24 protein-coding genes are annotated in these 25,876 nt (G+C 66.9%); 12 read left to right on the top strand and 12 right to left on the bottom strand.

What is annotated here, in order from left to right:
- Window positions 1-103: 103 nt before the first annotated feature.
- The gene (locus tag V7S63_RS06360; protein ID WP_336529591.1) at window positions 104-1,705 is read right to left on the bottom strand and encodes an ABC transporter substrate-binding protein; all 1,602 of its coding nucleotides are present in this window, start codon (window positions 1,703-1,705) and stop codon (window positions 104-106) included.
- Between the two features lie 202 nt (window positions 1,706-1,907).
- On the opposite strand from V7S63_RS06360, the gene V7S63_RS06355 reads away from it, so the two are divergent.
- Window positions 1,908-2,864: a LysR substrate-binding domain-containing protein gene (locus V7S63_RS06355; protein WP_158673279.1), complete on the top strand. Its 957-nt coding sequence runs from the start codon at window positions 1,908-1,910 to the stop codon at window positions 2,862-2,864.
- A gap of 3 nt (window positions 2,865-2,867) precedes the next feature.
- On the opposite strand, the gene V7S63_RS06350 is transcribed toward V7S63_RS06355, so the two are convergent.
- Together V7S63_RS06350 and V7S63_RS06345 are read right to left on the bottom strand one after the other, a co-directional pair.
- On the bottom strand, window positions 2,868-3,104 hold the full coding sequence (locus V7S63_RS06350; RefSeq protein ID WP_038361355.1) for an Lrp/AsnC ligand binding domain-containing protein: 237 nt from the start codon (window positions 3,102-3,104) through the stop codon (window positions 2,868-2,870).
- 51 nt (window positions 3,105-3,155) lie between these two features.
- Window positions 3,156-3,983, bottom strand: coding sequence for an alpha/beta hydrolase (locus tag V7S63_RS06345; protein ID WP_336529590.1), 828 nt, complete (start codon window positions 3,981-3,983; stop codon window positions 3,156-3,158).
- Between the two features lie 144 nt (window positions 3,984-4,127).
- On the opposite strand from V7S63_RS06345, the gene V7S63_RS06340 reads away from it, so the two are divergent.
- Window positions 4,128-5,141 (top strand): asparaginase, encoded by a 1,014-nt coding sequence (locus tag V7S63_RS06340; RefSeq protein WP_336529589.1) that lies wholly within the window; start codon window positions 4,128-4,130, stop codon window positions 5,139-5,141.
- 51 nt (window positions 5,142-5,192) lie between these two features.
- A complete protein-coding gene (locus V7S63_RS06335) occupies window positions 5,193-6,872 on the top strand; it encodes a SulP family inorganic anion transporter (protein ID WP_336529588.1) in 1,680 nt (559 codons plus the stop codon).
- Here the strand turns inward: V7S63_RS06335 and V7S63_RS06330 are convergent.
- Together V7S63_RS06330 and meaB are read right to left on the bottom strand one after the other, a co-directional pair.
- The gene (locus tag V7S63_RS06330; protein ID WP_336529587.1) at window positions 6,865-8,241 is read right to left on the bottom strand and encodes a TIGR03808 family TAT-translocated repetitive protein; all 1,377 of its coding nucleotides are present in this window, start codon (window positions 8,239-8,241) and stop codon (window positions 6,865-6,867) included. The genes V7S63_RS06335 and V7S63_RS06330 overlap by 8 nt on opposite strands.
- 64 nt (window positions 8,242-8,305) lie before the next feature.
- Window positions 8,306-9,280, bottom strand: coding sequence for a methylmalonyl Co-A mutase-associated GTPase MeaB (gene meaB, locus V7S63_RS06325; protein ID WP_336529586.1), 975 nt, complete (start codon window positions 9,278-9,280; stop codon window positions 8,306-8,308).
- A 127-nt stretch (window positions 9,281-9,407) separates the two neighbouring features.
- Between meaB and V7S63_RS06320 the strand changes: the two genes are divergently transcribed.
- Window positions 9,408-10,514, top strand: a complete 1,107-nt coding sequence (locus V7S63_RS06320) for an alpha/beta hydrolase (protein ID WP_336529585.1) — start codon at window positions 9,408-9,410, stop codon at window positions 10,512-10,514.
- An 82-nt stretch (window positions 10,515-10,596) separates the two neighbouring features.
- The gene (locus tag V7S63_RS06315; RefSeq protein WP_336529584.1) at window positions 10,597-11,598 is read left to right on the top strand and encodes an alpha/beta hydrolase; all 1,002 of its coding nucleotides are present in this window, start codon (window positions 10,597-10,599) and stop codon (window positions 11,596-11,598) included.
- A gap of 39 nt (window positions 11,599-11,637) precedes the next feature.
- Here the strand turns inward: V7S63_RS06315 and V7S63_RS06310 are convergent, their stop codons facing one another.
- Together V7S63_RS06310 and V7S63_RS06305 are read right to left on the bottom strand one after the other, a co-directional pair.
- Window positions 11,638-14,070 carry a penicillin acylase family protein gene (locus V7S63_RS06310; protein ID WP_336529583.1) on the bottom strand — a complete coding sequence of 811 codons (2,433 nt, stop codon included), beginning with the start codon at window positions 14,068-14,070 and terminating at the stop codon, window positions 11,638-11,640.
- 144 nt (window positions 14,071-14,214) lie between these two features.
- Window positions 14,215-14,673, bottom strand: a complete 459-nt coding sequence (locus tag V7S63_RS06305; RefSeq protein ID WP_336529582.1) for an Lrp/AsnC family transcriptional regulator — start codon at window positions 14,671-14,673, stop codon at window positions 14,215-14,217.
- A gap of 138 nt (window positions 14,674-14,811) precedes the next feature.
- Here V7S63_RS06305 and V7S63_RS06300 point away from each other — a divergent pair, with 138 nt between their 5' ends.
- Window positions 14,812-16,095: a cystathionine gamma-synthase family protein gene (locus V7S63_RS06300; protein WP_336529581.1), complete on the top strand. Its 1,284-nt coding sequence runs from the start codon at window positions 14,812-14,814 to the stop codon at window positions 16,093-16,095.
- Window positions 16,092-16,934: a lytic transglycosylase domain-containing protein gene (locus V7S63_RS06295; RefSeq protein ID WP_336529580.1), complete on the top strand. Its 843-nt coding sequence runs from the start codon at window positions 16,092-16,094 to the stop codon at window positions 16,932-16,934. The genes V7S63_RS06300 and V7S63_RS06295 overlap by 4 nt, the downstream gene beginning before the upstream one ends.
- A gap of 3 nt (window positions 16,935-16,937) precedes the next feature.
- On the opposite strand, the gene V7S63_RS06290 is transcribed toward V7S63_RS06295, so the two are convergent.
- Complete coding sequence (locus V7S63_RS06290; protein WP_336529579.1) at window positions 16,938-17,675, bottom strand: DUF3750 domain-containing protein; 738 nt, start codon at window positions 17,673-17,675, stop codon at window positions 16,938-16,940.
- Window positions 17,676-17,827: 152 nt separating this feature from the next.
- On the opposite strand from V7S63_RS06290, the gene V7S63_RS06285 reads away from it, so the two are divergent.
- From V7S63_RS06285 to V7S63_RS06270, 4 genes are read left to right on the top strand one after another with little or no spacing between them, the layout of a single operon-like run.
- On the top strand, window positions 17,828-18,919 hold the full coding sequence (locus V7S63_RS06285; RefSeq protein ID WP_336529578.1) for a polyamine ABC transporter substrate-binding protein: 1,092 nt from the start codon (window positions 17,828-17,830) through the stop codon (window positions 18,917-18,919).
- Complete coding sequence (locus tag V7S63_RS06280; protein ID WP_336529577.1) at window positions 18,916-20,091, top strand: ABC transporter ATP-binding protein; 1,176 nt, start codon at window positions 18,916-18,918, stop codon at window positions 20,089-20,091. The genes V7S63_RS06285 and V7S63_RS06280 overlap by 4 nt, the downstream gene beginning before the upstream one ends.
- The gene (locus V7S63_RS06275) at window positions 20,088-20,990 is read left to right on the top strand and encodes an ABC transporter permease (RefSeq protein ID WP_336529576.1); all 903 of its coding nucleotides are present in this window, start codon (window positions 20,088-20,090) and stop codon (window positions 20,988-20,990) included. Before V7S63_RS06280 ends, V7S63_RS06275 begins: the two co-directional genes overlap by 4 nt.
- Window positions 20,987-21,775, top strand: a complete 789-nt coding sequence (locus V7S63_RS06270; protein WP_336529575.1) for an ABC transporter permease — start codon at window positions 20,987-20,989, stop codon at window positions 21,773-21,775. The genes V7S63_RS06275 and V7S63_RS06270 overlap by 4 nt, the downstream gene beginning before the upstream one ends.
- A gap of 3 nt (window positions 21,776-21,778) precedes the next feature.
- On the opposite strand, the gene V7S63_RS06265 is transcribed toward V7S63_RS06270, so the two are convergent.
- Window positions 21,779-22,132, bottom strand: a complete 354-nt coding sequence (locus V7S63_RS06265) for a HepT-like ribonuclease domain-containing protein (RefSeq protein WP_336529574.1) — start codon at window positions 22,130-22,132, stop codon at window positions 21,779-21,781.
- Complete coding sequence (locus V7S63_RS06260) at window positions 22,132-22,425, bottom strand: nucleotidyltransferase domain-containing protein (RefSeq protein WP_167561556.1); 294 nt, start codon at window positions 22,423-22,425, stop codon at window positions 22,132-22,134. The genes V7S63_RS06265 and V7S63_RS06260 overlap by 1 nt, the downstream gene beginning before the upstream one ends.
- Before the next feature lie 182 nt (window positions 22,426-22,607).
- Here V7S63_RS06260 and V7S63_RS06255 point away from each other — a divergent pair, with 182 nt between their 5' ends.
- Window positions 22,608-22,862: a hypothetical protein gene (locus V7S63_RS06255; RefSeq protein ID WP_100959686.1), complete on the top strand. Its 255-nt coding sequence runs from the start codon at window positions 22,608-22,610 to the stop codon at window positions 22,860-22,862.
- Between the two features lie 28 nt (window positions 22,863-22,890).
- Here the strand turns inward: V7S63_RS06255 and scpA are convergent, their stop codons facing one another.
- Both scpA and thiD read right to left on the bottom strand, forming a co-directional pair.
- A complete protein-coding gene (scpA, locus tag V7S63_RS06250; protein WP_336529573.1) occupies window positions 22,891-25,056 on the bottom strand; it encodes a methylmalonyl-CoA mutase in 2,166 nt (721 codons plus the stop codon).
- A complete protein-coding gene (gene thiD / locus V7S63_RS06245; RefSeq protein ID WP_336529572.1) occupies window positions 25,053-25,874 on the bottom strand; it encodes a bifunctional hydroxymethylpyrimidine kinase/phosphomethylpyrimidine kinase in 822 nt (273 codons plus the stop codon). The genes scpA and thiD overlap by 4 nt, the downstream gene beginning before the upstream one ends.
- Window positions 25,875-25,876 lie beyond the last annotated feature (2 nt).

The following is a 25,876-nucleotide window of genomic DNA, read 5'->3' as shown; positions in this document are numbered from 1 at the left end:
CGGCGGGGCCGACGGGGTGACGTCTTCGCATTTCAACAAGAAAAGAGTGTCGCGCGGTCCGGATCGGGCTTCAAGCCGGTCCGGACCGGATCGACGGGCCCGGTCAGTCCTTACGAATGCCGGTCGCGAGCGTGTACTCGTCGGTGCGGGCCTGCACCTTGACGCCCTTGCGCGAGGCCCAGGTGTTCAGCTGGTAATGCGTCGGGATCAGGCCGACATCGTTCATGCTGATCTCCATCGCCTCCGCCAGAGCGGCGTCGCGCTTGGCGTCGTCGACGGTGCGCAGGGCCTCGTCCAGCTTGGCGTCGAAGGCCGGGTTGGAGTAGCGGCCGCGATTGGTCGCGCCCATGCCCTTCTTCGGATCGAAGGTGGCGAGCAGCGCCTTCAGCGAATCCGAGGATTCACCGGTGCCGGCGCCCCAGCCGACCAGGATGAAGGAGAACTCCGGCACATTGCCCTGGCCGCCCTGCGAGGCGCGGGTGAAGAAGTTCGCCGACGGCAGCGTCTCGACCTCGGTCTCGATGCCGAGGCGCGAGAACATCTGCGCGACGGCTTCGATGATCTTGGTGTCGTTGAGATAGCGGTTGGTCGGCCCGTGCAGCTTCATCTTGAAGCCGTTCGGGTAACCGGCCTCCGCGAGCAGCTTCTTGGCGCCATTGAGGTCGAAGGCGACCGGCTTCAGCTTCTTGGAGGTGCCGAAGAAGCCGTCGGGCAGGAGCTGGCCGGCGGGGATCGCCTCCTTCTCCATGATGCGCTCGACGATGCCCGGGCGGTTGATAGCCATCGACAGCGCCTGGCGGACCTTGAGGTTGCGCAGCGGGTTCTTGATCTCCGAGCCGTCCTTGCCCTTGATGAAGGGCGAGACCTCGCGGAAGTGATCCATGTGGAAATAGATCACCCGGTTCGAGACCGTGCTCGAGACGTTGAGCTTGGCATCGCCCTTGAGGCGGGCGACGTCCGAGGTCGGCACGTTCTCGATCACGTCGAGATCGCCGGCGAGCAGCGCCGCGACGCGGGTCGGCGCCGAGGTGATCATCCTGAAGGTGACCTTCGACCACGGCTCCTTGCCGCCCCAGTAGGTCTCGTTAGGGGTCAGCACGACGCGGTCGCCCGCGACATACTCGGCCTGCTTGTACGGGCCGGTGCCGCCGGCGGCGCATTTGCCGAGGTTGAAGTCCTCGGTGGTCGTGTCCTTGCACTTGGCCGAGATGACGCCGAAGGTCGAGAGGTCGGTCGGGACCAGCGGAGCCGGCTCCGTGGTCTTGATCCGGATGGTGTGGTCGTCGACCTTGGTGAATTCCTTGCCGCGGACATAGGCGTTGAAGCTCGACGGGCTCTTCGGCACGTTCGGGGCACGCTGCATGGTGGCGATCACGTCGTCCGCCGTGAACGGCGAGCCGTCATGGAACGTGACGTTCTTGCGCAGCTTGAATTCCCAGGTCGTGTCGTCGATCGCCTTCCAGCTCTCGGCGAGCCCCGGCTTCAGCTGCTGCTTCTCGTCCTGCCCGACCAGCGGCTCGTAGATGTGCCGCGCCAGCATGTTGTTGGGGGTGAGGTTATGGTAGTGCGGGTCGAGCGAGCTGAGCTCGGCCGACAGGCCGATCTTCAGCTCCTGAGCCGATGCGATGCCGGCGATGCCGATGACCGGAGCTGCCACAATGGCGAGCTTGAGAGCTTTCAGCCCCTTGGCGCTGAACGTTTTCATTCCGAACCTCCCGATGGCTGTGGGGCGCCATCTTTAACAACTGAGCCGCGGGTGGCGAGTCGCCGGATTGGCCGGTCTGCCCCTCTTCTCGCCCGGCCGGGTTTGTAGAACGATTTCTTATACCTGTAAATTATACGGCTTGTGGAAATATATAATCTGACTGCATAGATGGATGCGAGGCGCGGATAGGGTGGGCAGGACCATGGCGAGCACGGCAAGATCCGCCCGCCCGCCGGCATCGACCAGCGGGCGCCGTCCTCCGAGCCTGCGCGAACTCGAAGTGCTGCAGGCGATGATCGCCACCCGCAAGACGGTGGCGGCAGCGCAGATGCTCGGGATTTCGCAGCCTGCCGTGTCGCGGGCGCTCGCCGCGCTGGAAGCCCATGTCGGCCGCCCGCTGTTCGCGCGCGAAGGCGGCAGGCTTGTGCCCACTGCAGATGCCTTTGCGCTCGACGCAGAGGCGCAGCCGATCTTCGCGGCGCTCGAAAGGCTGAACAGCTGGCCCGGGCAAGCCGTCCAGGCCAGCGTGTTGCGCATCGCGACCCCGCCGACCCTGGCTCAGTTCGTCCTGCCGCCGGTTCTGGCGGAATTCCGCCGGCAGGAGCCCGATGTCGTGGCGAATGTCGAGATCGACACCAGCTCGACAGTGATCTCCCAAGTTGCCGACAGGGCGGTCGACCTGGGATTGGTCGACATGTCGGCCTCGCATATCGGCATCCACGGCGAAGCGATCCGCGAGGCCGTCGCGCATGTCCTGATGCCGGAGGAGCACCCGCTCGCGGATCGCGAGGTGCTGAGCCCGCAAGACCTTGCCGACGAGCCGATCATCGCCCTGGCGCGGCGCTTTCCCGAGCGCATCAAGGTGGAGCAGGCTTTTGCCGATGCCGGCGTGGCGCTCCGTTTGGTCGGAGAGGGGACGGCGGCTGTTTTCGTCGCGGAGATGGTCAGGCAGCGCGTCGGCCTTGCCTTGCTGAACCCGTTTCCACTGACGCTCGGCGGCCTGCGCGGGCTGGTCGCCCGCCGCTTCGCGCCGGCCATCGCCTATCGCACGATGCTGCTGTTTCCATCCGCCGGCTCGGTCGCGCCGGCAGCGCGCCGCTTTGCCGATCTACTGATTGCGATGCAGCCGGAGGACGGCCTGACCATGCCGATCAGGTAGCGCTCAGAACGCCTTGAAGGTGATGATCGTGTGGGTGTCGGCGATCTCGGGGATCGACTGGACCTTCTGGGCAACGAAATGGCCGATATCGACATCGGCCGCGACATGGAACTTGGCGAGGATGTCGTAATTGCCGGCGGTCGAGTAGATCTCCGAAGCGATCTCGCGGTCGGCGAGTTCGCTGGCGACCTCATAGGTCTTGCCGAGCTTGCATTTGATCTCGACGAAGAAGGTCTGCATCGCTTGGCTCCGGAATCCTGTCGCCTCTGGATAGTGCCTGCTGCGATCGGGTCAAGCGCCTGCGAGTTCGGCGATGCGGCGCGTCATGGCGCTGTCAGGATCGGCGAGGCCGGCAATCACCGTGAAATGGTTGGCGCCGTCGAACTCCTCATAGCGCGTGCGCACGCCTTCCAGGCCCCAGATATCGGTCAACCTGCGGCTCTGCCTGAGGTATTCGGCGCTCTCGGTCCCGCCGACGACCGCGTCCATGACGAGCCCGGACGGCGCCGGCCAGAACAGCGGGCTTTCGCGCTCGGCGCCCTCCAGCGTCAGCCCGAGCGCCTTGTTGATGCTGGTCTCCGTCAGCGGCTTCAGATTGTAGAGGCCGGAGATGCCGTAGGCAGCCGGCACGATCTGCTCGGGAAGCATCGGATCGACATTCTTCCAGCCCGTCGCCAGCAGGCAGGCGGAAAGCTGGCCACCGGCCGAATGCCCCACCGCGACCACCGGCAGATTGTAGCGCAGCCAGATCGTCGCGGCAGCCTGCTGCAGCTCCCAGACGATATGGCCGACCTCGACCTGCGGGCAGAGGTCGTAGCCAACGACGGCGACGGGGACACCGCGCAGGTTCAATCCGCGCGCCATGTGCGAGAAGTGGCTCGGATCGAGCGCCTGCCAGTAGCCGCCATGGATGAAGAGCACGATCGCCTGGCTCTTCACGTCTTCCGGCTTGAACAGATCGTATGTCTGGCGCGGGCCCTCGCCATAGCGGACGCCGCGCTCGCTGACTGCGACCTCGCGATAGGCGGCGGCGTCGCGGGCCCAGCCGGCGATGATGCCGGGGTGCTCGGGAACACGGGCGCGGTTGTTGTATTCGGTCTCGTAATCGACTGACATCATGTCCTGATCTTGCTGTGCCGCGGCCGGAGCTGGCGGCTCGGTTTGGAACCAGTTTGCGCCATGCGCACCCGGCCGGTCGAGGTCTTTTGACAGGGGCTGCGACAAACGCGACAAGACGCAGCCTCGATCGCGCCGGAGCCCACCATGGACAATCCCGTTCTCGCCGAAGTCACCCGTGGCAGCACGGTCGAATCGCGCCACCGCGGCGCGGCGATCGTCGTCGATGCCGACGGGGCGGTGGTCTTCTCGCTGGGCGACGTCGAGCATCCCGTCTTTCCGCGCTCGGCGGTCAAGGCGCTGCAGGCCCTGCCGCTGCTCGAGAGCGGCGCCGCCGACCGTTACGGCCTGACCCCGGCCGAGATCGCCCTCGCGGTGTCTTCGCATTCCGGCGAGGAGCGCCATGCCGAAACCTCGTTGGCGATGCTGAAGAAGGCCGGCCGCGACGCGGGCTGCCTGGAATGCGGTGCGCATTGGCCGATGGGCGAGGCGGCTGCGCGAGCGCTCGCCCAGGCGGGGCGCGAGCCGAGCGCGCTCAACAACAACTGCTCCGGCAAGCATGCCGGCTTCATCTGCCTGTCCTGCGGCCTCGACGAGGACCCGGCCGGCTATGTGAAGGGCACGCATCCAGTCCAGCAGGCGGTTCGCGCCGCGCTGGAGGAGGTGACCGGCGCCGCGCACAAGGCCGAACTCTCCGGCACAGACGGCTGCTCGATCCCGACCTATGCCGTGCCGCTGAAGGCGCTGGCGCTCGGCTTCGCCCGCTTCGGCACCGGCAATGGCTTCGGCCCCAGGCGGGCAGAGGCGGCGCGGCGCATCCGCGAGGCGGTCGCCGCCAACCCGTTCATGGTCGCCGGCACCGGACGCTTCGACACCCGCTTCATGGAAGTCTTCGGCGCCCGCGCCTTCATCAAGACCGGGGCCGAAGGCGTCTATTGCGGCACGCTGCCCGAGCTCGGCTACGGCATCGCGCTGAAATGCGATGACGGCGCCGGCCGCGCCACCGAGATCGCGATGGCCGCGCTGGTCGAGCGCTTCCTGCCGCGGCAGGGCGGCGATGAAGCGGCTTTCGCGCCCTTCCGCGAGACGATCATGAAGAACTGGAACGGCATCGAGGTGGGTCGTGTCCGTGCTGCGGAGGCGCTGCGGTCGCGTGCTTGACGGCGAAGGCGTGCCGGCGCGAGGGTCGCCGCCCGCTTCCGGTCCCGCGCGATGCCGCCTGCTCCAACACCAGATGAGAATGCTTCTGCGCCCGGCCGCGCCGGCGCCTTCGGCCGCGACCTGCTTGCCGGGCTGACGCTGGCGGCGATCACCATCCCCGAGCAGATGGCGACGGCGCGGCTCGGCGGTTTCGAGCCGCAGGTCGGCTTCTATGCCTTCGTCGCAGCGACGCTCGGCTTCGTCGTGTTCGGCGCAAGCCGCCTGCTGACGGCCGGCGCCGATTCGACGATCACTCCGATCTTCGTCAGCGGGCTCGCGGCATTGGCGGCGGGCGGAGCTATCCCGGCGGGTTCTGCGACCCTGCTCGCCCTGCTGGTCGGTTCGACACTCATCGTCGCCGGCCTGCTCCGGCTCGGCTGGATCGCGGATCTGTTGTCCGTGCCGGTGCTGACCGGCTTCCTCGCCGGCATCGCCGTCCACATCGCCGTATCCCAGCTCCCCGGCCTGCTCGGCATTCCCGGCGGCGGCCATCACATCGCCGACCAGTTCGCAGCGCTTTGGCGCGGACTTGGCGGAATCAACCCGATCTCGCCGGCGATCGGTGTCGCGACATTCGCAATGGTAGATCTGTGCGAGCGCCACGCGCCACGCGTGCCAGGGGCGCTGTTGGGGCTGGCGGGAGCAACGGCGGCGGTTGTACTCTTTCGGCTGGAGACGCACGGCGTCGCGGTGCTCGGCGCCTTGCCCACGGGCTGGCCGAGCTTGGCGCCACCCGAACTCGACTGGGCCGATATCCGCAGCCTCGTTCCACTCGCCCTGGTCATCGCGCTGGTGGTGATGATGCAGACGGCCACCGTCAGCCGCTCCTTTCGCGATCCGGATGGTGCCGAGCCGAAGGTCGACCGGGATTTCATCGGCCTTGGCGCCGCGAACCTCTTCGCCGGGCTGGCCAGCACCTTTCCGGTCAATGCGAGCCCGCCAAGGACGGCGGTGGTGGCCGAAAGCGGCGGGCGCTCGCAGCTCGCCGCGGCGACGGCGGCGCTGATCGTGCTGGCGCTTGCGGTCGCGGGCGGTTCGCTTCTGGCACAGGTGCCGGTGGCGGCGCTGGCCGGCGTGCTGCTCTTCGTGGCGCAGCGCATCGTCCGGGTGGAGGTCATCCGGCGGATCGCCGGTCAGTCCCGCTCCGAATTTGCGCTCGTCGTGCTCACGGCCATTGCGATCGTCTGGCTGCCTGTGGAGACGGGCGTCGCCGTCGGGATCGGCCTGTCGCTGCTGCACGGGGTCTGGATGACGACGCGCAGCGAGCCGATCGAGCAGTTGCGCATCCCCGGCACGACGATCTGGTGGCCGCCTGAGCCCGGCCACCAGGTCGAGCAGGTCGATGGTGTGCTCGTGATCGCCTTCCCGGCGCCGCTGCTCTTTGCCAATGCCGAGATCTTCCGGCGCGGCGTGCTGGCGCTACTGGCCGAGCGCAGGCCGACCTTGCTCGTCCTTGATGCCGGCGGCATCCCGGCCATCGATTATACGGCGGCGCAAGGCTTGTTGGCCGTGGCGGCGGCCTGCCGGACGCAGGGCGGAACCTTCGCCATCGCCCGGGCCGAGTCGGTGCGCGCGCTCCAGGCCTTGCGGGATTTCGGCGTGACCGCCGAGATCGGGGCGGAGCACGTGTTCCACAGCGTGGAGGAGGCGGTGATGGCACTGGGGCCAATGAGGGCCGCGAGCGTCAGCTGACCGAATTGCCCTCGACCCGGATGCCGGCGGCGCGCTTGTCCTCGCCCTTGGTCAGGTCGCCCGTCACCGCCTTGCCGAATTCGGTGCCGACGACCGCGCCGAGCTTCGCCTCGCTGATCACATTGTTGGCGATCAGCGCATTGCGCTCTTTGGGAACGAGCGAAACCGTGATGCCGATGCCGGTTCGCCTGATGACGTTGCCGGTGGCGACGAGGTTGCGCATCGCCCAGGACCAGCCGAGCGTGATGCCGACATCGCTGGCGTTCTCGATGACGTTGCCGGTGACGGCCGCCTCCGCCTCGACATGCAGGCCCGAGCCGCCGACAGGCTCCTTGCCCTTCGGCGCCAGCCCCTTCTGGGCGTTCCGGATGATGTTGTTGGCGACGACCGCGAGCCGTCCGCCATGATCGAGATTGGTGACGCTGGCGCCCTGTGCGCAGTCCTCGATCAGGTTGTTGGCGATGATCGCGCCCTCGAAGGCGAATTCCGAGTAGAGCGCCGTCTCGCCGCAGCGCCGGCCCTGATTGCCGAGGATCTGCACGTTCGAGCCGGAATTGTTGCGGATGAAGGTCAGCGCACAGTCGCGCAGCGTGTTGCCTTCGATCACGACGCCGCCGGCGCGGAAGAGGCTGATGCCGTTGCCGTTCGGACCGTCGCCGCCGGCATCGCTGCGGATGCGGTTGAGCCGGTTGCCGCGAATGAGGCTCTGATCGTCACCGGCCTGGCTGCGCCAGAGCTGGATGCCGTTGTTGCCGCAATCCTCGACCGTGTTGGCCTCGATCGAGAGCCCACGCGAATCGAGCGAGAACAGCGCCGAATCCCGCATCGAACGGAAGCGGTTGCGCTCGATGCGCGCGGCCGTGCGGTTGAGCGTCAGCCCGACCGAGCCGGCATTGGCGAACTCGCAGTCGGACAGCGCGAGATCGAGCACCTCCTCGGCATTGAGCAGGCCGATCCGCTGGCCAAGCTTGATGTCGAGCCCGTCCAGCATGATTCCGGCGATGGCGGCCCGCTTGATCCGCCGCGCCACCAGCATCGGCCCGGCCTGCGCCGCGATAAATTGCGTCGCGCCGGGAACGCCGATCACCCGGGCGTTCTCCGGCAGCACGACATTGGCGATGCGATAGCGGCCGGGCGCGACGATCAGCGGCGCATCGCGCTTCACCGCCTCGACCAGCGCGGCCTGGAGAGCACGCGACTGATCCTCGGCGGAGCCGGGGCGCAAGCCGAACTGTGCCGCCTCGAGCCCGAGCATGCCGAGCGGAGCTGGCGTGCTCGGGCGCGGCGCCTGTGCCATCACGGGACCCGCGGAGGCTCCGAGCGTGCCGAAAAGGGCCGTCCGCAGCCAGGCGCGGCGCGAAAGCGTCATCGAAGCCTCCATCATGCCGCAGAGCCTTCAAGAGACATGCCGCGACCTCTGGCACGACTGCCGATTACAAGCCGAGCGCTCCGGCGATCTCGGCGGCGGCGGCGGTCGGCGCCATCTCGCCGGCGGCGACGGCCGCTTCCAGCTTTGGCGTGCGCGCCTTCAGCGCCGGATCGTGCCGGAGCTTGGCTTGCAGCCGGTCCTGCACCATCGCCCACATCCATTTGACGTCCTGCCGCCGGCGCTTCTCCGCGATCAGCCCCTTGGCCTCGAAACGGGCGCGGTGCTCCTCGATCTTGGCCCAGAGTGCATCGAGCCCGGCGCCGGTCAGGCCGGAGATCGTCACCACCGGCGTCGACCAGAGTGGCGAGGCCGGCGCGAGGATGTGCAGCGCCGCCTTGTATTGCGCGGCTGCGGCGCGCGCGCCGGTCGCGCCCTCGCCATCGGCCTTGTTGACCGCCAGCATGTCGGCGAGCTCGATGATGCCCTTCTTGATGCCCTGCAATTCGTCGCCGGCATTGGGCAGCATCAGCACCAGGAAGAAATCGGTGAGGTCGGCCACCGCCGTCTCCGACTGGCCGACGCCGACCGTCTCGACCAGGATGACGTCGAAGCCGGCGGCTTCGCAGAGCAGCATGGTCTCGCGCGTCTTGGCTGCGACGCCGCCCAGCGTCCCGGAGGAGGGCGAGGGGCGGATATAGGCGTTCGGGTCGATGGCGAGCTGGGCCATCCGGGTCTTGTCGCCGAGGATCGAGCCGCCGCTGCGTGTCGATGACGGATCGACCGCGAGCACAGCGACCTTGTGGCCCTGGCCGGTCAGATAGCTGCCGAGCGCGTCGATCGTCGTCGACTTGCCGACGCCAGGAACGCCGGTGATGCCGACCCGGATCGCTTTGCCAGTATGTGGCAGCAGTCGCGAGAGCAGGGCCTGCGCCTGTTCGCGATGGTCGGCGCGCCGGCTTTCCGCGAGCGTGATCGCCCGTGCCAGCGCGGCGCGCTCGCCCTTGAGAATCGCATCGCCGAGCGCCGTGAGATCGACCATGCCCGCTGGTAGCAAGCGAGCGCCCGCAACGGAAGCGAGGCTTTCGGCGGCCCAGGCCGTCATCCCCACTCTTGCCAAGCGGCGAGGAGGGTGAGACGAGTCCCGCGGGGTGCGGAGAGCCTGTCGCGTGTCCGGCTTGCGGTTTGTCGTTCTCGTCTCACTGTTTTCGCTCGTGCTCGCCGCCTGCGGTGGCCCGCCGCGTGTTCTGGTGGTTTCGGCGGCGAAGCCCGAGGACACCGTCGGTACGGTCCGCATCTTCGTCGCGACCTCGCGCGCCACGACCGGGCAGCCCGAATATTTCAGCGGGGAGCGCAGCCCTTCGGTCGGCTTCGCCCGGCTCGATATCAGCGTTCCGCGCGCCCATCAGGTCGGCCAGGTCGAGTTGCCGGGCAGCGTCACCAGCGCCGGCGATCCGGCAAGCCATTTCACCGTCAGCGCCGTCGAGCGGCTGACCGAGCCGGAAATCCTGAAGCAGGTGCGGGCGGAGGTCGCCCGGCGCCCGCCAAGCGAGCGCGAGGTGCTGGTCTTCGTCCACGGCTTCAACACCAATTTCGCCGACGCCGCATTTCGCTTCGCCCAGATCGTCACCGATTCCGGCTTCAAGGGCGTACCTGTGCTGTTTACCTGGCCTTCGCGTGCCCGGGTGCTCGCCTATCCCTATGATCGCGACAGCGCCGACTTCTCGCGCGATGCGCTCGAGACCGGCCTGCGCGTGATCGCTCGTGACCTCGGCGCCAATCGTTTCGACATCCTCGCGCATTCGATGGGGACGCTGCTGACGGCCGAGACCCTGCGCCAGGCGGCGATCCGCGGCGACGGCAGCTTCGGCGGCAAGCTGCGCAACGTCATGCTTGCGGCGCCCGACATCGATCTCGACGTGTTCAAGACCCAACTCGCCACGATCAGGCGGCCGGTGACCGTCTTCGTCTCCTCGGACGATCGCGCACTCGACTTCTCGCGCCAGTTCGCCGGGGACAAGGCCAGGCTCGGGGCGATCTCGGAGAAGGATACCGACGTCGTCGCCGATCTGCGCAAGGCCGGGGCGACGATCATCGATCTCTCGAAAGACCGCAGCAGCGACGACTACAATCACGGCAAGTTCGCGACGACACCGCGCATCGTTCAAATGATCGGCAAGCGGCTCGGCGACGATGGTCTCGATGGCAGCATGAGCGGCAGCATGCTTGGGCTCGACTCAAAGGCCTCGCCATCCTTCGCCGCGCGCGACAAATGACTGCCCAATTCTGGCCGCGTTGATCAGGCCTTAAGGGTTGGCGGCCAGAAGGTCCGCACGCCCCCAATCCTGGACCTCGCCAGTGACCTCGCCTTCGCGATACGCCGTTTCACGCCGCTCCTTCGTCGCCCTGCTCGGGGCGGGACTGGCCGGTTGCGCGCAGAGCGAAGCCTCCGTCTCGCCTTTCGTCGGGCCGGCGGATTCGTCCAGCTTCGGCAAGGAGCCGCAGCTTCTGGTTGCGACCACCCGCAAGCCGATGGGCGATCGCGCACCCTATTTCGGCTCGGAGCGCGGCACCGGGCTGACCTTCGCCGAGGTCAGGCTGTCGGCGCCAGGCCGCGGCGTCGCTGCGCAGGTGAGCTCCGTCGTCAGCGGTGACTGGGCCGTGCTCGGCGTGACCCGGCGCAGTGCGAGCGATGCCGCCCGCGCCTTCTCGGACGCTGCGACCGGCCGCGACGTGCTGCTCTACGTCCACGGCTTCAACGAGACCTTCGAATCGGCCGCACGCAGCGCCGGCCAGCTTTCGCATGCGCTCGCCTTCGAGGGGCGCACGGCGCTGTTCACCTGGCCGTCCGGCGGCGGCCTGCTCGCCTATGCCTATGATCGCGAAAGTGCGCTCTGGTCGCGTGACGGCTTCGTCCAGACGCTGAAGGCGCTGGTCGCCAACCCGACGATCGGGCGGATCAACATCGTCGCGCATTCGATGGGCAGCTTCCTGACCATGGAAGGTCTGCGCGAGCTCCGTGATTTCGAGGGGCTGTCCGACCGGATCGGGGCCGTCGTGCTGGCCTCGCCCGATGTCGACATCGACGCTTTCGAGCAAACTGTGCCGCGGCTCGGGCCGATCGCCCAGCGCATGACCGTGATCATCGATCCCGGCGACAAGGCGCTGGCGATCTCCTCGCGCATCGCCGGCGGCGTCGCCCGCGCCGGCGCCGCCGATCGCGAGCGGCTGGAGCAGCTCGGCGTGCGCGTCGCCGACACGGCCGGCCGCGGCTGGAGCCTGCTGCGCCACGACCTCTTCCTGTCGAACAGCGAAGTGACGCAGGTCGTACGCCGCGCCATCGACCGGGCGCGCTCCTGAGAACGGAGGCGGGAGCCTCCGTCCCTGGGTCTTGCCGCGTCAGCCGGCCGGCTTGAGCGCGATGACCGAGCGCGCCGCCTTTTCGATCGCCTCGCGCGAATAGAGCAGCGGCGCATAATCGCCGGCAGCCCAGAGCGGGGCGAGATCGCGATAATGCGGGCTGTAGGCGTCGCCCGACTGGCCCGGCGTATTGATGAAGCGGCTGTCGTCCCAGTTGCCGACATCCAGCACCATGCGGAACGAGGCGCCTGCGATCACCCTGAAGTCGGAGATGCGGTAGGAGGCCGCGCGCGGGCTGAAGGCCGAGCCGCCCATGGCGAGCCGGCCGACATTGAGCTGTGCCCGATCCGGGCCGCCGGCGAGCGGCGACAGGGCATGATCGAACTGGGCGTAGTGAATCTTGCCCCAGTTCCATGTCGCCGTGTCCGGGCCGAGCGTCTGCCGCAACTCCTCCATCGCCGCTTTCAGCGTCTCGAGCAGCAAGGCATTGCGCGCTGCCTTCGGGTCGGTGCCGAGCGCGTTGTCGGGCGCTTCGAGATAAGCGACCACCGCCGCGACATCGAGCGGGCCAATGACGATGCGCGCCTTCTCAGGTACTGCCTTGGCCGTCAGGGCGCGCCCGAGATGCTTGCTCATCCAGACCTCGGACAAAGCAGCAGCAGCGCTGTCGACCGCGATCTCCTGGTTCCAGCCCTTGATCAGCTTCAGGCCTTCGGCCGTGACCGGATCGTCCGACGACAGCGGTGCCAGCAGTGCGGCGAGCTTGCGGGCATTCTCGGAATTGTCGTCGTTCTGCAGGGCCATCGCGTCGGCGAGCGTCACCTTGTTCTCGGTGCCGAGCACGGCCTTGATCCGGTTGATCCGCGAGGGATCGGACCATTCGTAGCCGATGCGCTTGGCCAGCAGCGGATTGTCCTTCGGGATGTTCATCTCGTTGGCGGTGGCGAAGAAGCCCTCGGTCGGGTTGTAGACCTCGGGCAATTCGCCGGCCTTGAGGAAGCCGGTCCACTCATAGCGGCCATCGCCAGGCACCGGCATCAGGCCGTCATGGTTCGGCCGCTGCGGCGCGCGCCCGCCGACGATCCAGCCGATATTGCCCTTGTTGTCGGCATAGACCTGGTTCTCGGAGGGCGCGCCCCATTCGGCCATCGCCTTCTTGAAGCCAGGCCAGTCCTTCGCCGTCATGTATTCGGCCGAGTTGAAATAGGCCGAGGTTCCCGGCTCGAACCAGACCGTGCGGATGGCGAAGGCGCGCTTCTCTTCGGGCTCGGCCTTCATGACCGGGCCGTGGCGGGTGAATTTGAGCTCGATCTGGCGCGGCGCCTCGCCCTTGACCTCGATCGTCTCGCTGACGGTCCTCATCTCCTCCCAGCCGCTGCCATAGCGATACTGGTTCGGATTGGCCGGGTTGGTCTCGTAGACGTAGAGGTCCTCCTGGTCGATCGCGAAGATCGTCAGGCCGAAGGCGATCTCGCCGTTGTGGCCGATCGAGATGCCGGGCAGGGCCGGCTCGCCGGCGCCGATCACCGAAAGACCCGGCGCGTTGAGATGCACGACATAGCGCAGCGACGGCACGCCATGGGCGCGGTGCGGATCGTTGGCCAGGATCGGCCGGCCGGTCGCGGTGCGGCTGGCGGCGATCGTCCAGTTGTTCGAGCCTATGGTCGAGACGCTGTCGCCGGCCGCGGCGAAGATGGCGTCGCGGTCGAGCGCAGCGCGCTTCTCGCCGGGCGCGGCGAAGGTGACGTCGCGGGTCGCCAGATTGTAGTCGTCGAGGATATCAGGCTTGATCGCGCAGGGATCGAGCCCATCGGGCACCGTGGTCTTCACGCTCGGTTCCAGCACGCGCCGGAAGCGGTCGGCCTCGATGCCGGCGGCGCAGGCGACGCGAGCCCGCACCACCTCGGATAGCACATTGCGGGTCAGGCCGTGGCTGCGGATGCGCACCACATCCTCGGCGCTCCAGCGATCCGGCAAGGTGCCGGAGACGCGGAAATCGAGCGGCAGCGGCTGCTTGCCGGCCCGCACCTCGTCGACGCGGGCATTGATGCCGGCGACGAAGGCGTCGGTATAGGCCTTGGCGTTAGGGCCATAGGCGGCCCATTCCTTGTCCATCTTGCCGCGATAGAGGAAGAGCCGGGCGGCGCGGTCCTGCGCGACATAGGACGGGCCGAAATCCTTGGCCAGCAGCCCGAGCCCGCGCTTGCGCCAGAGATCGATCTGCCAGAGCCGGTCGCGCGCCGCATTGTAGCCTTGCAGGAAGAGGGCATCGCGGGACGAGGCGGCATAGATGTGCGCCACGCCCCATTGATCGAGGATCAGCTCGGCCGGCCCCTGCAGCCCGGCGACCGTCTGTTCGGAGCGCTTCACGGCGCTGGACAGCTCGGCCTTCGCGGGCAGGCATCCGGCGATGGTGACGGCGGCAATGGCAAACAGCGACGCTGCGCCGTGGGCGCGATCTGCTCTGCTCATGGTGTTCCTCCGTGCGGCCCGTCTTTGGCGACGGGCCTTGCCGGGGGAGCTTAGGGGGAGAGTGGAGGCCGGCCACCGCTCCTGGCCACATGGCGGCCCTGCCGCGTCGGCATGTGATCTGGATCGTTCCTTGCGCGTGCCCGGCTACAGCGGCGGCAGGCCGACGCGCTTCTTGATCGTGGCCAGGGCGAAGTTGGATTCGACCGACTGGACGCATTTCAGCCGTGTCATCTTCTGCTTGAGGAAGCGCTCATAGCCCTCGATGCCGTCGGTCAGCACGCGCAGCAGATAGTCCTGGCTGCCGGTCATCAGATAGCACTCCGCGACCTCGGGCCAGGTCTCGACCGCCTTCTCGAACTCGGCGATCTGCTCCGTGTTCTGCTGGCTGAGCCGGACCGAGACGAAGACGCTGAAGGGCAGGCCATAGGCCTTGGGGTCGACGATCGCCGAATAGCCCCTGATGACGCCGGTCTCTTCCAGTCGCTTCAGCCGGCGCAGGCAGGGCGTCGGCGACAGGCCGACCTTCTCGGAGAGGTCCTGATTGGTGATGCGGCCATCCTCCTGCAGCAGGGTGAGCATGCGGCGGTCGATCGTATCGAGCATGATCTGCTCCTTCGCGCTGATCTTCGAGCAGGAAGCTGCAAAATCTTGCTCTAGAGCACGGGTGATCGTTCATGCAATGGCCTTAGGATCGTCCTAGGCTCGCGTCACCAGGCCGTATCGGCCGGCGAGGAGGCAGTCATGAGCGACGACAATTACCACAAGGACCGGATCGCCAACCGCCGGCTCCACCCCGAGACGCTGATGATGGGCTATGGCTATTCGCCGGCCATGTCGGAAGGCGCGCTCAAGCCGCCGGTCTTCCTGACCTCGACCTTCGTCTTCGAGAACGCTCAGCAGGGCAAGGACTTCTTCGACCTGACCTCCGGCCGCCGCCAGCTCAAGCCGGGCGAGAAGTCGGGCCTGGTCTATTCGCGCTTTAACCATCCCAACATGGAGATCCTAGAGGATCGCCTGGCGATCTGGGACGAGGCGGAAGCCTGCGCCGTCTTCGCCAGCGGTATGGCGGCGATCGCGACGACCTGCTTCGCGTTCCTGCGACCGGGCGACACCATCGTCCACAGCCGACCGCTCTATGGCGGCACCGAGACGCTGCTGAAGAACCAGATGGGTGCCTTCGGCGTCACGCCCTTCGGCTTCACCGACGGCGTCGATGTCGCCCAGATGCGCAAGGTCGCGCAGGACGCCGCTGCCAAGGGCCGGGTCGCGATGATCCTTGTCGAGACCCCGGCCAACCCAACCAACGGCCTCGTCGATCTCTCGGCTTGCAAGGCGATCGCCGACGAGCTGGAGACGTCGCAGGGGCATCGTCCGCCGGTCGTGGTCGATAACACCATGCTTGGCCCGATCTTCCAGAAGCCGCTGAAGCACGGTGCCGACCTGACCCTGCTGTCGCTGACCAAATATGTCGGCGGCCACAGCGATCTCGTCGGCGGCTCGATCAGCGGCTCGAAGGCGCTGGTGCGGCAGGTGAAGAGCTGGCGCGGCTCGCTCGGCACGCAGCTCGATCCGAACTCCTGCTGGATGCTGATGCGCTCGCTCGAGACGCTCGACATCCGCATGCATCGCGCCAACGAGAATGGCCGCAAGGTCGCCGACTATCTGCGCAAGCATCCGAAGATCGCTAAGGTCCATTATCTCGGCGATCTCGCGGAGGGCGACCCGCGCAAGGCCGTGTTCGACCGGCAATGCACCCAGCCCGGCTCGACGTTCGCCTTCGACGTCAAGGGTGGCGAGAAGGAAGCCTTCGCCGTGCTCGATAACCTGCAGATCATGAAGCTCGCGGTCAGCTTAGGGGGCACCGAGACGCTGGTCTCGCATCCCGCCGCGATGACCCATTCCGGCGTCGCCCGGGAACTGCGTGAGGAGATCGGCCTCACCGACGCACTGATCCGCATCTCGGTCGGCATCGAGAATATCGAGGACCTGATCTCGGATCTCGCCCAGGCGCTCGACGCCGCGTGAGGGCAGGGCGGCGCCGCATCCTCGTCGCGGCGCTCGCCGCCACGCTGCTCGGCGGCCCGGCTTTGGCCGAGCCGCAGACCGAGAGTGTGGCCCAGACCATCTGCCGCCTGATCGAAGGCGCCGCGAAGACGCATGGCCTGCCGGTCGCCTTCTTCACGCGCCTGATCTGGCGCGAGAGCAGTTTCCGGCCGAACGTCGTCAGCCCGGCCGGGGCGCAGGGCATCGCCCAGTTCATGCCGGGCACGGCGAATGAGCGCGGCCTTGCCGACCCGTTCGATCCGGAGGCGGCGATCCCGCATTCGGCCGCCTTCCTCGCGGCGCTGAAGAACCAGTTCGGCAATCTCGGCCTTGCCGCTGCCGCCTACAACGGCGGGCCGAACCGTGTCGCGCGCTGGGTCGAGCGTGGCGGCATGCTGCCCTATGAGACGCAGGCCTATGTCCGTTTCATCACCGGCCGCCCCGTCGAGGAATGGCGATTGGGCGCAGGCGAAACGCCGCCGCCGGCGACGCGCGAGGAGACCGATTGCCTCACCACGGTGGCTTCGATCCGCATCACGACGCCGGCCGTGCTGGTCGAGGGCGCCTATGGGCCGTTCGGCGTGCAGCTCGCCGGCAACACCTCGAAGGCGCGGGCCATCGCCTCCTATCAGCGTGTCGCCGCGCGCTTCGCTTCGCTGCTGTCAGGCAAGCCCACCATGATCCTGGGCTCGGCCGTGCCGGGACGGGGCAGGGGCCGCTTCTACCGGGTCAGGCTTCCGGCGCAGAGCCTGCGCGAGGCGACATTGACCTGCAATCGGTTGCGGCAGGCCGGTGGGGCGTGTCTGGTGTTGCGGAATTGACCGTCAGGCCGAGAATCCCACCCGACCCCAGCCAGGCAGCTTGAGCGCCGGCCGCTGCAGGTCGAAGCCCGCCACCAGCCCGAGCAGGTTGATCTCGACGCCCTCGACCCAGCCGAAGGTGACCCCCGCGAGCCCGTAGAGCGAGGCTTGCAGCCCGGTGCGACTTGGCGTGAGGCCGGCATAGAGGCCGCCTTCGCGCCAGTCCTTGCCGATCGCGGTCGGCGGCAGGGCACGGCCAAGCTCCGGCACTTGGGAAAGGATGTGCTGGACGAAGCTGTTCGAGTTCGGCCCAGGCCAGGCGGCATAGGAACCATACTCGCTGTAGCTATAGCTCTTCACGGCGTCGCGGATGCGCGGGATCAGCGCCTCGGCTGCCTGCCCTTTGATCTCGCCGACCAGCTCCGGGACATTGCCGTACCAGCGTCCATCGGCGACGCGAACGTTGACGCGCACGGGGTTGCCCCAGCCGACGACGTCGAAGCGGGTATAGGCGGGGGCGTTCTTTTCCTTGACCACGACCCAGGAGTGATGGGCGAAGACGCCGCGCCAACGTCCGACGCGGGCAGCGAAGATGTGGATCGTCGCCTCCGGCTCGATAGCGGGCGCCGGCAGCAGCGCGGCGCTCGACCAGTCGGCGCGGGCCCAGTCGGGCGCGCGCGACTGCCATTGCCACCAGGCGGCATGCGTGCCGAGCGGCAGGAGGAAGAAGACCGCGAAAAAGAGGAAAAAGCGCCGGATCATTCTTCTGCTGAAAATAGGGGGCGAGGCGGGGCGGCAACAAGGCGCGACGGCGCGTCACCGATCACGAAATCGAGGTTGAGGCTTCGTCGCAAGCTGCTAGCGTGCAGCCGCGAAATCAAAGGAGGGGCAGATTGCGCACGTTGACGTCGGTTATGCATAGAGTGGCCGCTGCGGTGGCTTTCGGGCTCGTTCTGGCGGCCAGCCCGGCTAGGGCGCAGGACAAGGAACTGCGCATCTTCAACTGGTCGGACTACGTCAATCCGGAGGTGCTCGACGCCTTCAAGAAAGAGACCGGCATCACCGTCGTCTACGACACCTTCGACCAGATGGAGACGGTCGAGACCAAGCTGCTTGCCGGCAAGACCGGCTACGACCTCGTCGTCGTCACCGCTTCCTTCCTGCCACGCCATATTCCGATCGGACTCTATACGCCGATCGACACCGCCAAGGTGCCGAACCTCAAGCACGCCTGGCCGGAGATCAAGCAGCGTCTGGCCAAATACGATCCCGGCAACAAGTTCGCCGTGAACTACATGTGGGGCACCACCGGGATCGGCTACAACGTCGCCAAGGTGAAGGAACGGCTCGGCAACGATGCCGTGATCGACAGCTGGAGCATCGTCTTCGATCCGGAGAAGCTGAAGAAGCTCTCCAATTGCGGGGTGCATGTGCTCGACGCGGTCGAGGAGATGTTCCCGGCGGCCCTGCGCTATCTCGGGCTCGATCCCGATTCGAAGAAGGAGGCCGATCTCGAAAAAGCCGGCGAGTTGCTGCGCAAGATCCGCCCGCACATCCAGAAGTTCCATTCGTCGGAGTACATCAACGCGCTCGCCAACGGCGATATCTGCCTGGCGGTCGGCTATTCCGGTGACGTGCTGCAGGCGAAGAAGCGCGCGGTCGAGGCCAAGAACAAGGTCGAGATCAATTATGTGATCCCGAAGGAAGGCGCGCTGATGTGGTTCGATTCCTTCGTGATCCCGAAGGATGCCGGCAACCAGGATGCGGCGCTGCAGTTCATCGACTTCGTCAACCGGCCGGAGATGGCGGCGAAGAACTCGGACTTCATCCAGTACGCCAACGGCAATCTCGCGGCCAAGCCGCTGCTCTCGGCCGAGGTTCGCGACAATCCTGGCATCTATCCGACTGACGCGGTGATGAGCCGCCTCTACACGATCACGCCCTACGACCAGAAGACGCAGCGGGTGGTCAACCGGCTGTGGACCCGCGTCAAGAGCGGCAGGTGAGCAGGCCGGAGGCGGGTGGAAGGCGCGCCTCGCCGGGCAGCGTCCGGCGCGACTTCCAGCCCTGGAACGACCCGGCGGCGAAACCGCTGGTCGAGTTCAGGAACGTCACCAAGCGCTTCGGCACGGTGACCGCGGTCGACCGGCTCTCGCTTGCGATCCACCAGCGCGAGTTCTTCGCGCTGCTGGGGCCGTCTGGCTGCGGCAAGACCACGCTGATGCGCATGCTCGCCGGCTTCGAGCAGCCCGACGCGGGCGAGATCCTGCTTGATGGCGTCGACATCACCGCGGTGCCGCCGCACCAGCGGCCGGTCAACATGATGTTCCAGTCCTATGCGCTGTTCCCGCATCTCAGTGTCGGCGACAACATCGCCTATGGGCTGAAGCGCGAAGGCCTGCCCAAGGCCGAGATCGCCCAGCGCGTCGAGACCATGCTGGGCCGCGTCCGCTTGAAAGGCATGGAGAATCGCCGGCCGGACCAGCTCTCCGGCGGCCAGCGCCAGCGCGTCGCGCTCGCCCGCGCTTTGGTCAAGCAGCCCAAGCTGCTGCTGCTCGACGAGCCGCTCGGCGCACTCGACAAGAAGCTGCGCGAAGAGACGCAATACGAGCTGATGGACCTGCAGGCCGATCTCGGCCTGACCTTCATGGTCGTGACGCACGACCAGGACGAGGCCATGACCATGGCCGACCGCATGGCGGTGATGGACCATGGCCGGCTGCTGCAGATCGCGCCGCCGGACCTGATCTACGAGGCGCCTTCCAGCCGCTTCGTCGCCGAGTTCGTCGGCGACATCAATCTGATCGAGGGCAAGGTCGCGGCTGTCGAAGGCGATCTCGTCACGCTGGAGAGCGGTCCTGCCGGGGTGATCGAGCTCGACGAGGATGCGCCGAGCTGCCGGCCTGGCGATGCGCTCACCGTCGGCCTGCGCCCCGAGAAGATCGCGCTCAGCCACGACGAGCCCGCGCAGGGCGTCAACAAGGTCGCCGGCGAGATCTGGGATATCGGCTATCTCGGCGACATGACCATGGTCCAGGTCATGGTCGGTGGCGACGAGGGCAAGCTCTTCAAGGTCTCGCTCACCAACCGCACGCGGCGGATCGAGCGGCCCTTCGCCTGGGAAGACAAGGTCTGGCTCTCCTGGGACGTCGAGGCCGGCATGGTGCTGGTGTCGTGAGCACGCCGGTCCCCCGAGCCAGCGGAACGGGGCGCGGCCTGCTGGTCGCGGCCATCCCCTATCTCTGGCTCATCGCCTTCTTCCTGGCGCCTTTCGTCATCGTGCTCCGGATCGCGTTGTCCGACGCCGCGACCGACCAGCCCCCCTATGCGCCGCATTTCCCCGGCATCGGCCAGCTCGGCGAGTTCCTTGGCGCGCTCGATCTCGAGAACTTCCGCCTGCTTGGCGACGACCCGCTCTACTGGCAGAGCTATCTGTCTTCGCTGCGCATCGCGGCGCTGACGACGCTGATCGCGCTCGCGATCGGCTACCCGCTCGCCTATGCGATGGCGCTTGCTCCCAAGCGTTGGCAGGGCATGCTGCTCGTCCTCGTCATCCTGCCGTTCTGGACCTCGTTCCTGATCCGCGTCTATGCGTGGATCGGCATCCTCAGGCCTGACGGCCTGCTCGACATGGCGCTGATGGGGATCGGGCTGACGGCTGAACCCCTGCGCCTGCTCAACACCGACGCCGCGGTGCTGATCGGCATGGTCTATTCCTACCTGCCCTTCATGGTGCTGCCGCTGTTCTCTACCTTGCAGAAGCTCGACGGCACCTTGCTGGAAGCGGCCTCCGATCTCGGCGCGAAGCCGCTGACCACTTTCCTGACCGTGACACTGCCGCTCTCGATCCCCGGCATCCTTGCCGGCTCGGCCCTGGTCTTCATCCCGGCGATCGGCGAGTTCGTCATCCCCGATCTGCTCGGGGGCTCCGACACACTGATGGTCGGCAAGGTGCTCTGGAACGAGTTCTTCTCCAACCGCGACTGGCCGCTGGCTTCGGCGGTGGCGATCGTGTTGCTCGTCGTCCTCGTCCTGCCGCTGATGCTGCTGCAGCGGGCGCGCGGAGCGACCCAATGAGGCGCTTTGGAGCCTTCCATCTGGCCGCGCTCCTCGCCGGCTTCGCCTTTCTCTATCTGCCGATCGTCGCGCTGATCGCCTATTCCTTCAACGCCTCGCGGCTGGTGACGGTCTGGGGCGGCTTCTCGACGCATTGGTATGGCGCGCTGCTGCGCAACGAACCCTTGCTCGACGCGGCCTGGCTGACGATCCGCGTCGCGCTGGTCTCGGCGACTCTGGCGACAGTCCTCGGGACGCTGGCGGCGCTGGCGCTGGCGCGCTACCGGGTCTTCGCGGGGCGCATGCTCTTCTCCGGCATGGTGATGGCGCCATTGGTCATGCCCGAAGTGATCACCGGCCTGTCGCTGCTGTTGCTCTTCGTCGCCGGCGATGTCGAGCGCGGTTACTGGACCGTCGTCATCGCTCACGCGACCTTCAGCCTGGGCTTCGCCTGCATCGTCGTGCAGGCGCGGCTTGCCGGCTTCGACCGCTCTTTGGAAGAAGCTGCGCGTGATCTCGGTGCGACGCCGACGGAAACGTTCCGGACCGTGACGCTGCCGCTGATCTGGCCGGCCGTCGCCGCTGCCTGGATGCTTGCCTTCACGCTCTCGCTCGACGATCTCGTCATCGCGAGCTTCACTACCGGGCCGGGCGCGACGACGCTGCCGATGCGGCTCTATTCGGCGATCCGCCTCGGAGTGACGCCCGAGATCAACGCCGCCTGCACGATCATGATCGCGGCGGTGGCGGTCGCGGTGATCGGCGCCTCCTTGCTGATCAAGCGGGACGCACTGGCCGGGCGGTGAGCGCTATTCCGATGAGGTACCGCTCGCAGCAAGGAACGCATCCAAAGCCTGTTCCAGCACATCGAGATCGGTGGTGGTGGCGTTGAGCAGAGTATCCACGTCGATGCCATCATAAGCGTGACGCAAGATATTGCCGATGCCTGCGATCTGCCTCCAGGGGATATGCGGGTGGGCGACGCGCCATTCAGCCGGAACATGGCGGCTCGCTTCACTGATGATCTCAAAGAAGCGTTCAAGGGCCGCACGTAGGATGGGGTCGCGCTTGATCTGCTCATCGCCGTTCGTCTGGCGCATGGCACGGATATTTGCGATTGCATCCTTGATGTGGCTGATCCGGTCGCCGACGGTTGACGCCACTAGAACAGCTCTATCCGCTCATCGCGCGTCGCCCTTGCCAGTCGTTCCGATAAGCTTCGTCGTAATGTGATCTGGACTGGCAGGCCTATATGCTCCGACAAATCCTGTTCGACACCCACAAGATCGATGATCGAAAAACGGGGATCATCGACATCGATCATCAGGTCGACATCGCTGTCGGGCCTGGCATCGCCTCGGGCGCGCGAGCCGAAGAGCGCGATATGGCTGACACCGCGGGCCTGCAGTTCCGACTGCATCGCCAGAATTCGCCGTTTGATCTCGTCCTGACTCATCATCGCGTTGCTGCCGATACCGGTTGCTCGCTCGCTCCCAAGTTTAAATGGTTTCGGTCATTCGCGGAACCGCTGAGCTAAACGCCCGCTGAACGTCCCGCTCAAAGCCGGTTCAGCCCGAGAGCACGATAGTGCCTGCCAGAGCGGGAAGCCTTTCCGCTCGGGCACAAGGAGACATCACGATGTTTCGCACTCTCGCTTCTGCCGGCCTCATCGCTGCCGCCGCGCTCGGGATCAGCGCGGCATCGCCCAGCAAGGCCGAGGCCGGCGTCCTGATCCAGCAGGCCTATTATGACGGCCCCGGCTATGGCTGGCGTGCGCCGCCGGCCTATGGCTACTGGGGCGTGCCGCGCTGGCGGCGCTATTACGAGGGCCCGCGCTTCTACGGCCCGCCGCCCCCGCCGCGCCACTATTACCGCTGGCGCGGTGGCTGGTGACCTTTGAAACCCAGCGGAGCGCGGCGCGTCACTCCGCCGCGCTCTTCTGCGTGTAGCCGAGGCGCTGGTTGAGCTCTTCCAGCAGCTTCTCGGCCGCATCGGCGATGACGGTGCCCGGCGGGAAGATCGCGCTGGCGCCGGCCGCGATCAGGGCGTCGAAATCCTGCGGCGGGATCACGCCGCCGACGACGATCATGATATCGGGCCGGCCGGCCTTGGCGAGCGCAGCCTTGAGTTCGGGCACCAGAGTCAGATGCCCGGCTGCCAGCGAGGATACGCCGACGATGTGGACGTCGTTCTCGACTGCCTGACGTGCCGCCTCCTCCGGAGTGGCGAAGAGCGGGCCGATATCGACGTCGAAGCCGAGATCGGCGAAGGCCGAGGCGATCACCTTCTGGCCGCGATCGTGCCCGTCCTGGCCCATCTTGGCGACGAGGATGCGCGGGCGGCGCCCGTCCGCTTCCTCGAAGGCCTCGCACATCAGCTGCACGCGCGTCACGGCAGGGTTCATCTCGCCGACCTCCCGCTTGTAGACGCCCGAGATTGCCTTGATCTCGGCGCGATGGCGCCCGAAGACCTTCTCCATCGCCAGCGAGATTTCTCCCACTGTGGCCTTGGCCCGTGCCGCCTTGACGGCGAGGTCGAGGAGGTTGCCGTCGCCCTGCGCGCCATTGGTCAGCGCGGTGAGGGCGGCTTGCGTCTCGGCCTCGTTGCGCTCCGCCATAAGCCGCCGGAGCTTGTCGAGTTGCTGGGCGCGGACCGAGGCATTGTCGACCTTGAGGACGTCAATCGCCGCCTCGTTCTCGGGCTTGAAGATATTGACGCCGATGATCGATTGCTGGCGGCCGTCGATGCGCGCCTGCGTCTTGGCGGCGGCCTCTTCGATCCTGAGCTTGGGGATGCCGGCCTCGATCGCCTTGGCCATGCCGCCCAGCTTCTCGACTTCCTGGATATGGCCCCAGGCCTTGGCGGCGAGCTCGGCGGTCAATCGTTCGACATAATAGGAGCCGCCCCAGGGATCGATGATCCGGTTGGTGCCGCTCTCCTGCTGCAGCACGATCTGGGTGTTGCGGGCGATGCGGGCGGAGAAGTCGGTCGGCAGCGCCAGGGCCTCGTCGAGCGCGTTGGTGTGCAGCGACTGGGTATGGCCCTGCGTCGCCGCCATCGCCTCGATCATCGTGCGCGGCACATTGTTGAACACGTCCTGCGCGGTCAGCGACCAGCCCGAGGTCTGGCAATGGGTGCGCAAGGGGAGGGATTTCTCGTTCTGCGCCCCGAAATCCTTGACCAGCTTGGCCCAGATCAGCCTGGCGGCCCGCAGCTTCGCCACCTCCATGAAGAAGTTCATGCCGATGGCCCAGAAGAAGGAGAGCCGCGGCGCGAAGACGTCGACGCCTAACCCTGCCCGTTGCCCGGCGCGGATATATTCGACCCCGTCGGCGAGGGTGTAACCGAGCTCGAGGTCCTGCGTCGCTCCGGCCTCCTGCATGTGGTAGCCGGAGATCGAGATCGAGTTGAACTTCGGCATGTTCGCCGAGGTGTAGGCGAAGATGTCGCCGATGATCCGCATCGAGGGCGAAGGCGGGTAGATATAGGTGTTGCGGACCATGAACTCCTTGAGGATGTCGTTCTGGATAGTCCCCGAGAGCTTGGCCGCCGGCACGCCCTGTTCCTCGGCCGCGACAATGTAGAGCGCCAGCACCGGCAGCACCGCGCCGTTCATCGTCATCGACACGCTCATCTGGTCGAGCGGGATGCCGGAGAACAGCGTGCGCATGTCGTAGATCGAGTCGATCGCAACGCCGGCCATGCCGACATCGCCGCCGACGCGCGGATGGTCGCTGTCATAGCCGCGATGGGTGGCGAGATCGAAAGCGACCGAAAGGCCCTTCTGGCCGGCGGCGAGATTTCGCCGATAGAAGGCATTCGAATCCTCGGCCGTGGAGAAGCCGGCATATTGCCGGATCGTCCAGGGCTGATTGACATACATGGTCGGGTAGGGACCGCGCAGATAGGGCGCGATGCCCGGCAGCGTGTTGACAAAGGGCAGGCCGTCGCGGTCGGCGGCGGTGTAGAGCGGCTTGACCGGAATGTCTTCCGGGGTTTGCCAGAGTTCGCCTGCGGCCTGGGGGGCGGTCGCGCCGGCCGCACCGTCGGCGAAGGCGAGCTTCGTGAAATCCGGGATCGCGGTCATGGCTTGCTCCCGTCTGGTCTGTCCCACCAATGGTGGAAATGATGCACCGGTCCGTGGCCGCGGCCAACCTTGACCGCGTCCGAGGCCGCGATCGCGGCCGAGATGTAGCGTTTCGCCAGCGCCACCGCCTCGTTGAGGGCGATGCCATGGGCGAGGCCCGAGGCGATCGCCGACGACAGCGTACAGCCGGTACCATGCGTGTTCTTTGTGGCGATGCGCGGCGCGACCAGTCGCTCGCGCCGGCCATCCTTGCCGATCAGGATGTCGACGCTATCGTCGCCGCTGCCGTGGCCGCCCTTGACCAGCACATTGGCCGGGCCGAGCGCCAGCAGTGCCTCGGCCTGCTCAGCCGCGGCGTCCTCGGTCTCAGCCATGGCAGTATCGAGCAGTGCCGCCGCCTCGGGCAGGTTCGGCGTGACGATCGTGCAGAGCGGCAGCAGGCGGCGCTTCAGCGCCTCGATCGCGTCTTCGCGCAGCAGGCGTCCGCCGGAGGCTGCGATCATCACCGGGTCGAGCACGATGTTCTTCGCGTTATGGCGCTCCAGTCCATCGGCGACGGTCTCGATCAGTTCGGCAGTCGCGAGCATGCCGATCTTGACCGCATCGACCGAAAGGTCGTCGAAGACGGCGTCGACCTGCGCGGCGACGAAATCGGCCGGTACCGGATGGATCGCGGTCACGGCGGTGGTGTTCTGCGCGGTCAGCGCGACGATAACGCTGGCGCCATAGACCTGGTGCGCGGCGAAGGTCTTGAGGTCGGCCTGGATGCCGGCGCCGCCGCTGGAGTCGGAGCCGGCGATGGTGAGGGCGATCGGCATGC

The sequence above is a fragment of the Allobosea sp. CCNWLY174 genome, assembly GCF_037120455.1.
Lineage (GTDB): Bacteria > Pseudomonadota > Alphaproteobacteria > Rhizobiales > Beijerinckiaceae > Allobosea > Allobosea lupini.
This window is presented reverse-complemented; position numbering and strand designations above follow the sequence as displayed.